Annotated in this window: 17 protein-coding genes; 10 read left to right on the plus strand and 7 right to left on the minus strand. The window is 27.8% G+C overall.

Annotated features, from left to right (window positions below; all coding sequences use genetic code 11):
* The first annotated feature begins 293 nt into the window (after positions 1-293).
* From HNQ06_RS04275 to HNQ06_RS04300, 6 genes are all read left to right on the plus strand, one after another.
* Positions 294-1,217, plus strand: coding sequence for a complement regulator-acquiring protein (locus HNQ06_RS04275; RefSeq protein ID WP_184107710.1), 924 nt, complete (start codon positions 294-296; stop codon positions 1,215-1,217).
* A gap of 198 nt (positions 1,218-1,415) precedes the next feature.
* A complete protein-coding gene (locus tag HNQ06_RS04280) occupies positions 1,416-2,198 on the plus strand; it encodes a complement regulator-acquiring protein (RefSeq protein WP_184107711.1) in 783 nt (260 codons plus the stop codon).
* Positions 2,199-2,448: 250 nt separating this feature from the next.
* A complete protein-coding gene (locus HNQ06_RS04285) occupies positions 2,449-3,201 on the plus strand; it encodes a complement regulator-acquiring protein (protein ID WP_184107712.1) in 753 nt (250 codons plus the stop codon).
* A gap of 189 nt (positions 3,202-3,390) precedes the next feature.
* The gene (locus tag HNQ06_RS04290; RefSeq protein WP_184107713.1) at positions 3,391-4,605 is read left to right on the plus strand and encodes a complement regulator-acquiring protein; all 1,215 of its coding nucleotides are present in this window, start codon (positions 3,391-3,393) and stop codon (positions 4,603-4,605) included.
* Between the two features lie 169 nt (positions 4,606-4,774).
* Positions 4,775-5,629: a complement regulator-acquiring protein gene (locus tag HNQ06_RS04295; RefSeq protein ID WP_184107714.1), complete on the plus strand. Its 855-nt coding sequence runs from the start codon at positions 4,775-4,777 to the stop codon at positions 5,627-5,629.
* A 163-nt stretch (positions 5,630-5,792) separates the two neighbouring features.
* Positions 5,793-6,833 (plus strand): complement regulator-acquiring protein, encoded by a 1,041-nt coding sequence (locus HNQ06_RS04300; RefSeq protein ID WP_184107715.1) that lies wholly within the window; start codon positions 5,793-5,795, stop codon positions 6,831-6,833.
* 190 nt (positions 6,834-7,023) lie between these two features.
* Here HNQ06_RS04300 and HNQ06_RS04305 read toward each other — a convergent pair whose 3' ends face one another.
* Complete coding sequence (locus HNQ06_RS04305) at positions 7,024-7,194, minus strand: Lp6.6 family lipoprotein (protein ID WP_184107716.1); 171 nt, start codon at positions 7,192-7,194, stop codon at positions 7,024-7,026.
* Positions 7,195-7,440: 246 nt separating this feature from the next.
* Here HNQ06_RS04305 and HNQ06_RS04310 point away from each other — a divergent pair, with 246 nt between their 5' ends.
* The 4 genes from HNQ06_RS04310 to HNQ06_RS04325 all read left to right on the plus strand — a co-directional run bounded on the left by HNQ06_RS04310 (position 7,441) and on the right by HNQ06_RS04325 (position 11,274).
* Positions 7,441-8,064, plus strand: coding sequence for a hypothetical protein (locus HNQ06_RS04310; RefSeq protein ID WP_184107717.1), 624 nt, complete (start codon positions 7,441-7,443; stop codon positions 8,062-8,064).
* 355 nt (positions 8,065-8,419) lie between these two features.
* The gene (locus tag HNQ06_RS04315) at positions 8,420-9,214 is read left to right on the plus strand and encodes a hypothetical protein (RefSeq protein WP_184107718.1); all 795 of its coding nucleotides are present in this window, start codon (positions 8,420-8,422) and stop codon (positions 9,212-9,214) included.
* A gap of 99 nt (positions 9,215-9,313) precedes the next feature.
* A complete protein-coding gene (locus tag HNQ06_RS04320; protein WP_184107719.1) occupies positions 9,314-9,547 on the plus strand; it encodes a hypothetical protein in 234 nt (77 codons plus the stop codon).
* Positions 9,548-10,029: 482 nt separating this feature from the next.
* Positions 10,030-11,274: a hypothetical protein gene (locus tag HNQ06_RS04325; protein WP_184107766.1), complete on the plus strand. Its 1,245-nt coding sequence runs from the start codon at positions 10,030-10,032 to the stop codon at positions 11,272-11,274.
* A 48-nt stretch (positions 11,275-11,322) separates the two neighbouring features.
* On the opposite strand, the gene HNQ06_RS04330 is transcribed toward HNQ06_RS04325, so the two are convergent.
* The 6 genes from HNQ06_RS04330 to HNQ06_RS04355 form a co-directional block, all read right to left on the minus strand.
* Positions 11,323-11,892, minus strand: coding sequence for a DUF777 family protein (locus HNQ06_RS04330; RefSeq protein WP_184107720.1), 570 nt, complete (start codon positions 11,890-11,892; stop codon positions 11,323-11,325).
* Positions 11,882-12,817: a DUF693 family protein gene (locus HNQ06_RS04335; RefSeq protein ID WP_184107721.1), complete on the minus strand. Its 936-nt coding sequence runs from the start codon at positions 12,815-12,817 to the stop codon at positions 11,882-11,884. The genes HNQ06_RS04330 and HNQ06_RS04335 overlap by 11 nt, the downstream gene beginning before the upstream one ends.
* Positions 12,818-12,904: 87 nt before the next feature.
* Positions 12,905-13,192: a hypothetical protein gene (locus HNQ06_RS04340; RefSeq protein WP_184107722.1), complete on the minus strand. Its 288-nt coding sequence runs from the start codon at positions 13,190-13,192 to the stop codon at positions 12,905-12,907.
* 34 nt (positions 13,193-13,226) lie between these two features.
* Positions 13,227-13,502, minus strand: a complete 276-nt coding sequence (locus HNQ06_RS04345) for a hypothetical protein (protein ID WP_184107723.1) — start codon at positions 13,500-13,502, stop codon at positions 13,227-13,229.
* A gap of 91 nt (positions 13,503-13,593) precedes the next feature.
* Positions 13,594-14,454, minus strand: coding sequence for a hypothetical protein (locus HNQ06_RS04350; protein WP_184107724.1), 861 nt, complete (start codon positions 14,452-14,454; stop codon positions 13,594-13,596).
* Between the two features lie 39 nt (positions 14,455-14,493).
* Positions 14,494-15,057 carry a DUF792 family protein gene (locus tag HNQ06_RS04355; protein ID WP_184107725.1) on the minus strand — a complete coding sequence of 188 codons (564 nt, stop codon included), beginning with the start codon at positions 15,055-15,057 and terminating at the stop codon, positions 14,494-14,496.
* Positions 15,058-15,072 lie beyond the last annotated feature (15 nt).

Here is a 15,072-nt window from a genome sequence, read left to right on the forward strand (position 1 = left end):
TTATTCTGTCAAAGGTGCTCAATTTAAACAAAAAAATTACAACCAAATTAAAAACAAACCAATCTAAAAAAATAATATATTGCACTTGAAGTTTTGAAAAAGAGAAGTTAATTCTTCTCTTTTTTTTAGGCTTGCAATCCAAATCCAAATAAATCCAAACTAAAAACAACAATAAATTTAATCTCTAATTATTAAATAATAAAATTGATATTTCAGCGTATTGCAATAAAATTGTGTTATTTATTTTGTATTAGAATTAATTAATACTAGTTTTAATTTATAAGGATATTATTTTGACAAAAACTAAACGAAACACAATCAAGCTTAGCATCATTGCAGCAATACTGATTTTAATTTGCATTTCATGTGCTGTTAATCCATTTGATTTAAAAATAAACAGCTACACCGATTTAAAAGAAAGCTCCGAAAATTTTAAAAATGAATCTGGAAACCCAAAGTCTTCAAATCAAAAATCTCCAAAAGAAACTGCAATCGCAAAATTAAAAGAATTTGGCAATAAACTAAAAACTCAAAAAAATGAAGAAGATAACGGAATGGCTAAAAACCCTAATAAGGATAACTTGACAGATACTCTTAAAGTTTACCCCATGTATTATGGAAAAGATAAAACCGACACAGAAGAGCTTGAAAAAGCTACAGAAAATACATTTACTGTAGTAAGCGCAGAAATTCAAAAAACTGAAAAACTACAAATAGAAAGAATAATTCAATCATCTTTAAATTACGAAAAAGAAGAAATAAATAAATTAAAAGAAATTCTTGAAACACTTAAAGGTGGTCCTGAGTACGAAGATATAATTAGAATATTCCTTTATCACAAAGCACTAAACATTCAAGCACAACTAGATAAACATTTAAAATCAATACAAGAAGATAATTTAAACACTCTAAGCGAAAAAGAATTAAAAGAACTACTAATAAACGTAGAATTTGACTTAATGCTAAAAGAAAAGTTTAAAAAAACTTTGGCAAAAACTGTTAACGAAGTTTACCCAGAAATTAAAGAAATCGAAAAAGATTACTCTTTAAAAAAAAGTAAAGAGGGTCTTGATATAAAAATACTTGAAGAAAATGAAAATATTATAAAAAAATATTATGTAACAGCTCACATATATCAAAATTATCAAATATTTGATTATGCTACTTACGACACCAAATCTAAACAAAACAAATTTAATGAATTACAGGTAATATAATCTAAAGAAAAAATAATATATTAAACTTTATATTTTGAAAAAGAGAAGTTAATTCTTCTCTTTTTTTTAGGCTTGCAATCCAAATCCAAATAAATACAAAATAAAAATATTATTATTTGACAATTATTACAATATGGTTATAATATTATTTTGTATTATAATTAATTAATACTAGTTTTAATTTATAAGGAGAGTATTTTGACAAAAGCTAAACTAAATATAATCAAGCTTAATATTATTAAAATGATATTAGCTTTAATTTGCATCTCATGCGCACCTTTTAGCAAAATAGATCCCAAAGTAGCTGAAAGCTCTAAGCTTAAAAAAAACACTAAGCTTAAAAACAACACCGATTTAGGGGAAAACACCCAAAATTTTAAAGATGAATCTGGAGACCTTAGCCCTTCTGATCAAAAATTTATGGGAACTAAAGACTCAGAATTAAAAGAAATTGGTAAGAAGCTAGCAGATCAAAGAAAAGAAGAAAATACACAAATAAATAAAATGACTAAGGAAGAATCTAGTCTCTTAGATCCTTATATTGGTGCTTATCCTGCACTAGTTAACGAAGAAGATGAAAAAATGCTTTTAAAAAGAATGCTTTATTCATCCTTGGATTATAAAAAAGAAAATATAGAGACATTAAAAAAAATTCTTGAAACACTTATATTTAATCCAAAAAACGACCCTAAAATTGCTGCAAAATTCCTTTTTCGCACAGCACTGGGCATTCAAAAACAATTAGAAAATCACTTAAAATCAATAAATGAAAAACTGGACACTCTAAACAAAGAAGATTTAAAAGGGTTGCCAGCACGCGCAAAATCTGCCTTACAGCTAAAAGAAGTGTTTAAAAAGAACTTAAACAAAACACTTGAGGATTACCGCAAAAATACTAACAACATTCAAGAAATTAAAGTATTAGCAGAACACTTTAATCAATATTACCAAGACCCTAATACTTTAAAACCCATATCTTAATAATCTTAAGAAAAATAATATGTTGCACTTGATATTTTAAAAAGAGAAGTTAATTCTTCTCTTTTTTTTTAGACTTACAATCTAAATCTAATTAAACCTAATTAAATCTAAATAAATCCAAACTAAAAATAAATTTGATCTTCAAATATTAAATAAGAATGTTGTTATTTAACAATTGTTGCAATATAGTTACAATATTATTTTATATTAGAATTAATAAATATTAGTTTTAATTTATAAGGAGAGTATTTTGACAAAAGTCAAACTAAATATAATCAAGCTTAATATTGTTGCAATGATATTAACTTTAATTTGCATTTCATGTGCACCTTTTAGCAAAATCGATCCCAAAGTAAATGAAAACACTAAGCTGAAAAAAAACACCAATCCGGAAAAAAACACCCAAAATTCTGAAAATGAATCTGCTGACTTTAGGCCTTCTGATCAAAAATTTTCAGAAACTACAATCTCAGAATTAAAAGCAATTGGCAAGGACCTGGAAGATCAAAAAAAAGAAGAAAATATACAAATAGCTAAAATTGCCAAGGAACAATTTGATTCCCTAAGCACTTTTAAAGTCGGGCCTTACGATATTATTGATGAAAATATCCAAACTAAAGTAAAAAGAATACTTTACTCATCTTTAGATTACAAAAAAGAAAATATAGAGACATTAAAAAAAATTCTTGAAACACTTAAAAAAAATCCCGAACACCATAATATAATTGGAAGATTGCTTTATCACATATCATGGAGCATTCAATTCCAAATAGAGCAGGATTTAGCATTAATTCAAAAGGGAGTAGACAGCTTAAACCAAGAAGAATCTAAATCTTTGCTAATGCGAATAAAATCCAACTTAAAGGTAAAGCAAAGACTTAAAAAAACCTTAAACGAAACTCTTAGCGTTTACAATCAAAACACTAAAAACAATGAGAAAATACTAGCAGAACACTTTAATAAATATTACCAAGACCCTGATACTTTACAACCTATATCTTAATGATTTTAAGAAAAAAATAATATGTTGCACTTGATATTTTAAAAAGATAAGTTAATTCTTCTCTTTTTTGTTTATATTTATTGATTATTCCTTAATTTGAACTAAGTTTTTATTAATTAATAATTAATTTTAAATTTTAATTAATTTTGATTATTAAAATTCATTAAAAAGAAATCGAGGAATAGTATTTTGAAAATTAAATCATTAATACACTTAAAGCTCCTGGGATTGTTTTTATTTTCTTGTACAATTGATGCCAATCTAAACGAAGATTATAAAAACAAAGTAAAAGGAATACTCAATAGCACAACAGACGATCAAGAAACAACAAATGTTAGTACAAACTCAAATGCTGTAAAAAATATGCCGATCGCTGATAAAGTAGCAGCGGAGTTGAAAAAACAATCACAAGCAGCAAAAACAGCAGCAGCAAAGCCGCAAAATCAACCACAAGCAGCAACAGTAGCACAAAATCCAAAATTGCAAGCCTTAAGTTTTAGCGCAGATCTATCAAATCTGCCAAATAAACCAACAGCAGCAGCAACAAAAATTGCATTGCCAAAACAAATAATGCCTATTCAAGCGGTTACAACCGTGCCCCAGGCAACAAGAACCTTTAACAGCAAAAATAACGGGCTGCCAACATTTAACTTAAATTACAGCTTTAGTCAACCAACAAGCCAGCCAACAAATTCAAGCCTTGCTGTACAAACAACAACATCTTCTGGCAAGATCAGCAAATTACAAACATTAAAAAATGAACTTATTAGAACAATTTCTGAAGAAAAAAATAAAACACAAAACAACTTTGGATTTAGAGAAACTTACGATCAATTTAAAATGAAAGATTCTGCATTTGACCTACTAGATGTTATTTCAAATGCGCAAGTTTATGACAGAAGTTACGCACCACAGCTTAACTCCAACACACCAGAAGCAGAAAATGAAAGAAATAAATTCTATGCAATTATGAATTTTGATCAAAACAAAATCGAACAATTTGGATCAATAATGGAAACTCTTTACAATGAGAATCAAAATCACGAATTAATAAGAGAATTAATAATATCAGGACTTGGAATACAAATTTCTTTAGAGCTTGCACTAGAAGAAATAAATAAAAAAATTGAAATCTTTAACCAGGATTACTTAAACGCTAAAATTAACAGCTTTGATTTCACCATTAAGCTAAAAGAGCTTAAATCAACACTAAATCAAATATTAGATGAAAGAGAAAAATGGTCAAGACAAGCTGATGCACTTATTGCCAATGCAAACTCTAATTCAAGCTTAAGAGATTCTAAATTTTTAGCAGAGTACATTCAAAACAAGCACTTAGATAAAATGCAAAATACTCGCCAGTCTGTTCTTGACACATACATTAGAATAACAGAACTCAAATAGTTTATTTAAAAAACGAAAATAAACTATTTTGCAACTATTTAATCAAAAGAAGAGACCGGATCTCTTCTTTTTTTTATTGTTCTATTCCAAATTTGCACTAAATTTAAATCATTAAGTATTAATTTTAAATAATTAAAATTACTTAAAATTTTTATTAAAGGATTAAATTTTGAATAAAACAAAATTATCAATATTTATAACATTGTTGGGAATAATGACATTTTTCTCTTGCGATCTAAACAACAAAGACAACAAAAACAAAGTAGCAAGCTTTACAGAAACAAAATACGATGAATTAAATCCCCAAAAAGACACAAAAACGCAAGAACATCAAATATCAACAAAAGAATTAAAAGTTTCAAATAAAAACGAAGCAGATCTAATTGACAAGCTCTTTGAAATCTTAGCAAGAGAAATGACAATAATAAAAAAAGAAAAACTTCAAACAGAAATACCTAGCCAATTTGGACTAAAAAATAGCATGTTTGAACTACTTAATGTTTATAAAACAGACTCCAAAAATGGCACAAGGCTTCAAGAAAAAATGAACTCAAGCCTTGCAGAATCTCAAAAAATGAGAAGACAATTTTATTCATCGCTAAGCTACAACACCACTGATATTTTCAATTTAGCAGAGATTGTAAACAAGCTTTACAAAGACCCAAAAGCCCACGATACAATAAAAAAAATATCCGGGGGCATACGAATTCAACAAGGATTTGAAGTTGCGCTTGAAGATTTGGCAATTAACATGGACAATCTAAAAGAAAACGATTTTAACAAAAATACTTTAGAAGAAATTTATAATTTAATTGTTGATTTAACCTTAATAAAAAAAGAATGGCTTAGCACAATAGAAACATTGATTAAAAGCTCAAATGCTACCTTGGAGCTACAATACAATACAGAAAAGCTAAACGACCACATCGAGCAACTATATAAAGACAAGATGATTTCTCTTTGCTTGAAATCCGAGCAAACATTACTTCACTTAGATACATTATTTAAATTGAATAATAATTAAAAATTATCAAAAAAATAAAACCTTTTACCCAAAGAGAGCTCGTGCTCTCTTTTTTTTCAAATTCTTCTTGTACAATAACAATTTTGAATTAAAGTTATTAATGGAGTAATTAAAATTATTAATTAATAATAATTACTTAAAATTTTTATTGAAGGATAACATTTTGAAAAATAATAAATTAATTGCAATATTTTTATTGCATATATTAACTGTGCTAATTTTGCTTTCTTGCTCTCTGGAGGTCAAAGATAGTAATGAAAATGAAAAGCATAAAAAAGGAAAGACAAAAATAACAAAAAACGAAAATGATTCATCAAGCAAGAAAAAGGTGTCTAAACACGGTAAATCAAAAATAGACAATTTGCTTGCTGCTATTAATAATTTAAAAAATCCAACAAAACCCGCAGCTGGCAAGAAAAACAAACCAAATTCAGCAGCTTTTCAGCAACAAAATAATGCTAATGCCAATCCCAATGCTAATGCCAATCCCAATGCTAATGCCAATCCCAATCCTAATGCTAATGCCAATTCTAATGCTGGTGCTAATAATGCTCCAAAACAAATATTAGATCCTGAGGCTGCAGAGCTAATACAAAAAATATTAGATAGATCTGAAAATATTATTCAAATAGGCGAGACTGACTCTTACAAGGGCGAACCTGATGACCAATTTGGAATGAAAGCAGAAATATTTAGCAAAATATTTTTCAATGCAAACTCAACTGTACATTTTGACGAAAACGAATATACAAGTGAAAGAAGAATGCTTTACACATCTTTAAACTTCAACGAAGGAAAAATTGTAGATCTTGGGAAAATTTTATCAAAACTCAGCCAAGACTCAAACTACAGAAACTTAGTTAAAGAAACCCTTATAAACAGAGGCTTTAGCATTCAATTAGCAATGGAAGAAATCAGCGCAAAAATACTAAATGTAAAAGACAAGCTACAACTTCTAAACAAATCTAATTTGAAAACACTCTACTACGACTTTGAAAAACTCACAACACTTAAAGAAAAATGGCTAAAAGACATAGATGACTTTATTAATGAGTACAACGCTAATCCTGGCCTGCAAACTGACGTTTCAAAATTAAATGACGCTTTAAGATTAAAAAATTCAAGAGCTCAATTTGCAGACATTCACGATACAATTTTGAATTTAATAAACACAACTACAAGCATTCTTGCTCCAATTCAGTAGTACTAGTTTTACATTCAAAAGGGGAAAGGGGTTTAAACCTCTCTCCCCTTTTTTATATTTTATTTTAAAAATGTTTACTATTATTAAAAATTAAAAATTAAAAATTAAAAACTTTTTTAATAAATCTATTAAAAAAGTTTTTTAAAATAATTTTTAATGTTGTATTAAATTAATCTAAAAGCAAATCTTATTACTTTTTCATTGGCTTCATATTTTTATTTGGCATAGATTTGTCTGTCATTGGAGTTGTAACTTTTGAATCTTCACCGCTAGTATTTTCCATCTCATCTGAAATTCTTGTAGTTTCGCAAGCAACAAATAATATTGCGCTTAAAAATATAGCGTACATTAATTTTGTCATTGTTTATTCTCCTTCTTTAGAACTAAGATTATATTAAAATATAATCTTAAAATAATCAATATAAATTGATTTTTTATTTCAAATAAAAAACGTATTAAATAATTCACAAACTATTGATAAAATCTGTATAAAATGATATTATGTATAAATAAATTTGGACTGAGGAATAATTAAATATTTATATGCACACAACTTTGATTCTTTTAAAAAAGAATTTAAATAAATTTAATATTACAAGAGATAAATATGAGTGCAGTTAAAAACAATCTAATTTACAAAAGTGAACATTTAAAGCCTTTAAACCCTATTCTTTATACACAATTTTATATTAGAACTTACAACGTAGATTCAAATGCAACAATTGAAATAAAATCAGAAGCGCAATATTTAGACCAATACGATAAAATAACACTAACAAAAGGCAAACTAAAATCAATTAGCATATTAGCCCAAAAAAACAACATGGATAAAAAAGGTTTAAAAAACCTACTTCAATTAAAAAATCACAAAGATTTTTATAATTTTTATGAAAATAATTACATAAGATGTTGTTTAAATTTCGAAGATAAACAAAAAAAAGAAATAAATTTAATGCCCTTGTTTCATTATCACAGCTTATTAAGCATCAACAAGGCAATTCTAGGAAAAGAAAAAGATGGCGATCTGCAATTTGGAAGCTCATTTTACGTATCAACCAATTATAGCTGGAAATATATAAGCTTTGCCAAATTTCAAAAAACCCTAAATAAAGTTAAACTTATCTATTCCCCTTATTCTAATAAAAAATATTATATTAAAATAAGTCAAAACATTTACGATACACTAAAAATATTAACCAATCCTTCAAAGCTAAAAGAATTCATTAAATAATTTTATTTATTAAAATTAAATATTAAACACTTCCCACACACGTTTCAAAGAGGCTCTCAATGCGGGTCCTCTTTGTATAAATTTCAAAAATAAGTAAAATTCATATTTTAAAATGTGAGCTATAATTTAAGAATGGCTACATACTTCATCAAAGCCAGTAGACTGTTGGTCAAGAAATAACACTACTTTTTAACTACCTCCAAAGAAGTTCTTTTATTGCATTAGAGAACTTCTTTTTGTAAAAAATTAATTTCTACTATTTTTTGAAACTTTTAATCAAACAAGCTTTAAAACAACTTATTAATAATTAATATTAATTATATAATGAAAAAATAAAAAGGATAAGGAAAAATAAATGAGTAAAAGAGTAATTTTAATATTGCTAGAAATTTTAATCTTGTCTTGTGATTTATATATAAATAAAGAACAAAAATATCCAGAGCAAACTCCTGAAAAACAAAATATTGAAAAAAATAAAAAGCCTGCAGCAAAAATAACCCCTACAGTATCCATTCAAACGGTAGAAATAAGACAATCAAATCAAATTCCAACAAGCATTGAGGAGTACTACAAGCAAGCTTACCCGATTCAAACATTCACTCTTGATTTTAGCATTAGCAGAGAAAAAGAATTTCAACAAGCAGAAGATAAGATCTTGCTTGCAAAAGGAAAAGTAGAATCTTTGAGCATCTTAATAAATAAAAAATTGTTAGACTTAAAAACCCAAAAAAAATCAACTTTAAAAAATTTCAAAGAGATTGAAAATATTGAAAATTTATTCCAAGACCAAGATTTATTATTTGTTTTAAACCTTAAAAATCAAAATGATAACAATATCATTAATATTATGCTCAATCCCCCAAACGACAATCAAAACCCTAAAAATTATGTTTTACTGGACCTTAAAAACATGATTAAACAAGATGTAAGTGAAAAATACTTAAATCCTATCTATCGATTTCAAATAAAAACCAAAAAAGATTACCATTCAATAGATTACAACAAATTATCTATTAGCGAAAAAACAATAGAATTAGACCTGCTACCTCACAATCAAATCTTTAAAATGAATAAAAATTTCACTCGAATTTTAGACGTGCTAACAGACGTAAATAATCTAAAATTAGTAATTCAAAAAGAATATGTCTAAAATTAAATCAAGCTTTGAAAATAAAATACATTTAATTGATTAATATAATTTTATGGTATATAATTACATTTAAATTGCTTAGGTTAAAGGAATGATTAAATGGTTAAAAGAATAATATTTATTTCATTTTCGATATTTATTATGTCTTGCAGTGCAATTGGTCGTGGGATTTTAATAGACTCTATTCTTAATAATATGCACAAAGAATTGGAACAAGAAAAAAAAGATGAAGATGAAAAAAAGAAAAACTCACAATCAAAAGCCGCAATAGAAGAAAATACTGACAACGATCCTGAAGAAGAAGATGAAGATCAAAATGAAGAGAATGAGTAGGGTAATCAAAACATTCTAATATTTTGGAAACATTTTATTAGCTAATAGTTAAAATTTTAAGCCTACATTTAAATATATTAATATATTCAAAGGAACATCGATTTTCACCCGATGTTCTCCTTTATTGTTAAATCTGAAAAATTCCAAGTATGCTATACACTTACTACAAAGCAAATCCTTTGTATAAAGATAAAATAAAGAAGAATGGTGCTGAGAATTTTCGAAAAATTTAGAAAACTTAAAAACAGCACCACCACTTCAACACAAAATTACAAGTGAACCAAAGGTAACAATTATAAATTATTAAATTTTAATTTCTGCAAAACAGTAAGAACAAAAATTTAAAAAAATAATACAAAATCTATGATACCCCCCCCTTAAATCCCCTTAAAAGGGGATTTTTATATTTTAAAATAAAATCAAAATCCAAAAACTGTGGTATAATGTTTTTCAATATTCTTGTTTTAAAGGAGCGTAAGGCTTTGAAAGGCAAGCTTAGAAAAGCTTTAAAAATCTTAATATTTGCAACATTGCTGCTAGCTATTAGCTGTAATGCAAATATGGATACAAATGATAAAAACAAAGCCTTAAACGAATATAAATTAAAAAATATTTCAGAAGTCATTAAGAACAGCTTGCGGCTTGAATCAGACCCCAACTTAAAAAAAGAACCTGAATCAAACATAAATCAAAGTACTCCTCCCATTTTAGAAATTGAAAAAATCGAACCTGGAAAACAAGAGATGTCCTTAAAATCTGAATTTGATAGCGAAAGCTTAATGCCACCAGAAGAACTAGAAGAAGCAAATATGGTAAAATCAGAAGAAGAAATTGCAAAAATACAAGAAAAATTATTGTTAATCGGAGCTTCTGATGAAATCACAGATCAAGAATTAGACGAAAATACGCAAAAATCTTTAAATCCAACTACAATAGAATTTAAAATTTCAACAACCACCAAAGAAGCAATACTTATCCCAATTGAAGAAGAAGAAATTAATAATGACAAAGACAAAATTTTTGACCCAAAAGAAGAAAATAACACCTTAGAAAATGAAACTTTTAACAAAAGTACAATAACCTTCACACAAAATCTAAAAAATCAATTCCAAACATACAGCACCCACTTGAAAAGCAATGAAAACTTCATAACAAAAGAATACGCAAAGCAAGTTAGAGATTCTCTAGATAAAGCACTAAATGCAATAAAAAATTTAGAAACATCTAAAGAATTTAGAGAGCTTGAAAATTTACCAAAGGATCAGAAAAACTCTCTAAACAATACAAAAGACTCAATTGAGGGCAACATTAATAATGTTAACACCGAGAACATAGAAATAACAAAAAACAGACTACTCGAAGAGCTAAACAAAAGTGAGCTTATTTTTGAAGACACTAAAGATCCCCTAGGAGCAAGCACAATAAAAGAGGTCATAGATGCTGCTAAGAAATGGCAGGAAAAAGAAAACTCCAACCAAATAGACTGGGACTTGGGCTTAAAATTTCATCCAAACCCAAAACTTTACAATAAATTAGTAGCTCAAGAATATAAAGTTTTAGCTGAAAAATTTACTAAAGTAAAAAATGAATACAAAAACACAAAAGAACAACTAAAAGCTGAATCCAAATTAACAACTAACAACATCAGCAAAATAATTGAAGCAACAAAAGAGTTTACAAACCAAGTAATAAACTTAATCTTATTGGTAGAAAACAATCATCAATAGCACTTTGACAACAAAAAGCCTACAAATAAAGAAAAGAAAAAAACTACTTCAAGCAATCGGGCCTGTTTTTCCGGTTGTGGTTGTTGGCGCACCACTACTATTAACATAAGTTAGAGTACCAGAACTGTGCATATGATTTTCAAACTTAGTTCCATTAATCTTTAAATTGCCTTTAATTTCAATATTATCTACATCAATAATCAATTTTTTGGCTTTAAATTTCATATTTTCGCTTTGTGCATCAAACTCTTGCAAGCTCAATTTAAACTGATCAAGCTTAATGCCAATTTTTTTAGGATTAAGAGCACTTAGAATATAATAATAATTTTTGTCAAAATGATTATTATCACTTTCTTGAAAAATATTAAAATTACTTTGAAGCAAAACCACCTCATCTTCTTCTGCTAAATCAAGATTAAAGTTAGATATACTGCAAGTGCTAATCTCTAGCCCTTCGTACTCTTTAATAGTAACAACACCCGTTTGAGTTTCACAGTCAAAGCTTTTAATAACACCTATTCTGCAAATAAAAACATTTTCAAAAAGAAACTGCTTTAACACACCAGTAGAAGGGGCTTTTAGGCCGCCTGGCCCTACGCGAAAATCATTATTTTGCATAATACATTCCTTTTTTATTATCTGAGTAAAGCTCTAGATTTAAAACACACTCTCTAGTACTACTTAATCTGGCACTGGTGTTTTTAACCCTGCAGTTAATGGTATTTCCATGCCTGTCTTTAAAGCTTAGACTGTCTGCAATTTTAATGTTGTGAGTAAACATCACTTGCGCTTGATACAAACTTAAACCGGACTTAAAACCTAAAGCATCCTTTTGGGGCACAAACAAAAGTCCATAATCTTCAAGCCTTTTACAATCACCAGAAACAACTTGCTCAAAATTCATAAAAATAAATTTCGAATCAACATCTTGCCCGAGATTTCCAATCTCAACAATAACACAGTCAACGTATCCTTGTCGCCTTAAGTATTCTATTAATCCTTTTGGCGAGTTGCAAGCAAAGCTCTCTTTGATCACTTTTGTTTTTTCAAGTTCATTCATACAAAAGATTGCTTTGTCCTTAAACACATATTCTATTGCATCAGCAATGGTGCTGCCTTTGAAATTTTGATACTCAAATTTTCTCTCCAAAAAGGTAGCTCTGGACAAAAGATACAATTCGCACTCAAAGCTAAAATTCTCAGACCCACCAATTCTCTCAAAAGGCGCTCCCAAATACCCAGCCATAATAAACTGATAATCTTGCTGATGTGCAAACTTCTTATAATAAATTTTTACAATATCTGCAGTCTTAAAATAAGAAAAATCTAAAGGTACATTAAAAATTTGAAGTTTGACCTTTTTACTAATTATTAAATTATTCTCAGAATATGTATTTTGAATAAAAATATTCAAATCTGGAGCGCCATTTTGAGTGGCAATAACAACTCTGGGCCTCAGACCTGCAAGCCCGCCGCCAATGCTATTCTTAGAATCACCTGCATTGTAAAATTCAATTTTAAAATCGTACTGAAATATTAACATCTTTTTTAAATAAAACTCCTTTTTAAATTAATAAGCTATTAATTGAATTAAGAATTCAATTCTTAACAAATCAGCCTAAAGCAAAGTTTAATTTTCTACTCCTGATTCCTGCTTCTGATTTGATTTATAAATCACAATCACTGCAACCTCTACCCCGGTAAACAAAATCTTATGATTAATGTCTAACACATTTTTCAAGCCTACCTTTTGAATAAAAAGTATTAAATTTCTCTCTAATTCTTCAAAAGATCTCTGCTGATTTAGTTTAAAATTAAAAATTTTAATCTTAATAGCTGCATCATTCCCAACAGAATAAGAATGCAAATTAAAAAATAAACAAAAAAATAAAATAAAAATTGTAAAAACTTTTCTCACAAATGCTACCAACTTATCTTAGGCAAATACTTTACTAACTATGCTTTTTCACTTTATAGATCACCATTATAGACAAACCATTAAAAGTTATATTATGCTCAATGTTTAAAATATTCTCAGATCCTATTTTATTAATTACATTCTGTATTAACCTTTCAACAGAAGCAACAGCATGATCTTCGGTTAAATTGCCACTAATTTTTACTTCTTCGTATAAGAACTTGACTGCAATCTCTTCATCATCTTGAAGATCATAAGAATAAAGATTAAAACTTAAAAATAAAAAAGAAATTAAAATTAATTGTTTCATTAATATTCTCCAAACAAAAATTATTGTGGCTTAAAAACTTAAAAGATTAAAAACTTAAAAGTAAATTAACAAAATATTCAAATTTAAAAATTTAGCTAAACTGATCTTCAAGAGAATCAAAAAACTCATCTTCACTTTGATCTTCATTAAACGCATCATCTTTGCTTCCTGAATCATCTAGATCTTCGTTTTCTAGCTCATCTGAGCCCTCATTTTCTCGATCGTTTGGGTCTTCGCTTTCTCGATCGTTTGGGTCTTCGCTTTCTAGTTCATCTGAGTCTTGATCTGGATCAGCTAAAAACTCATCTTCTGCGTGGTTAAGATCATACTTGTTTAAGATTCGACTTTTGTTACATTTTTTTACGCTTTGTGGTCCTTTGGAAGGTTTAAAGCTTGAAACCTTTGAACCAACAAACCTTTTAGTTTTACCCTTTAAAGACTTCAAGTTGCTCTGATTTTCAGCTATTCTTTTTTTAATATTTTCACGAGATTTTACATTCTTAAGCCTAGATTGAAAATAGTTTTCTAGAAAAAGAACTTTTTTAATAATTCTCTCTGCAATAAGTTTCGTATATTCCGGATTTTCAATCAAGACTTTATTTTTATAATTTCTTGTTAAATATTTATATTTTCTAATAATCTTAAGTAGTGGCAATTCCACTTCTTTTTGAAATCTACTCCTAACAAGCCTTGCTTTTATTATTTTCTGCAAACTATTAGAATAAACACTCAATGCATTAAGTTTAGCAAGTACCTCTTGCCTTTTAATGCTGCCGGCTTTATCTTGAGATTTGGTTAAAATCCCATTGTCAATGTCGTGCATTAATACATACGCCAAATCTATGTCTTTTTTGAAATTCCATTTTTTAAAATCAAATGGTCTTGCCACACTTGCATATGTCGTTAAAACAATAAATAAAAAAAATATCAAAATAAATTTAAATTTTATCATTAATATTCTCCCAATATTTAGATGTTTTTAATTAATATTTTAACCTTTATAAGTCAAAATATTAAACGTTTTGCAAATTTTTACTTGCAAGCTAATTTCCACCTCTTCTAGATAAACTGTGTCTTTAAGCTTTAACGAACTAATGCTTACTACCTCGTGAAATCCTACTGAAGGGCTGTACATACTGTAATAAACTCCTAGGTTAAACCTTTGCCTAAACTGCATTTTTATAAAATTGCTATTAAATTCTAAAGCACTGTTCATAAAAGGAGTTTCTTTTAAAACTCTTAGCAAAGTTTGGTCATAAATAGATGACAAAATTCCTTTATTAATTGTTACAATCTCAGGCCTTGGAGTAATGTTAAAGTTCACATATTCGCTTTTTGTATTTGTAAAATCAATTACTGCACGATCTGAGCTTACACTTGAGAGATTTTCTTCTATTAGATCGTGCTTTACAAAAATAAAAAACAGTTGGGGAATGTACCCAAGGCCTTTAAAATCAAGCCTTGGAAAAAGTAAAACAAAATTAGAAATGCTTGCTAAACTTGAGATTTGATTTACAATCTCTTTTATTAACCTGCTAGCTTGCTCTTTAATCACTTAAAACCTCTTTCA

The sequence above is a fragment of the Borreliella lanei genome (assembly GCF_014205895.1).
Lineage (GTDB): Bacteria > Spirochaetota > Spirochaetia > Borreliales > Borreliaceae > Borreliella > Borreliella lanei.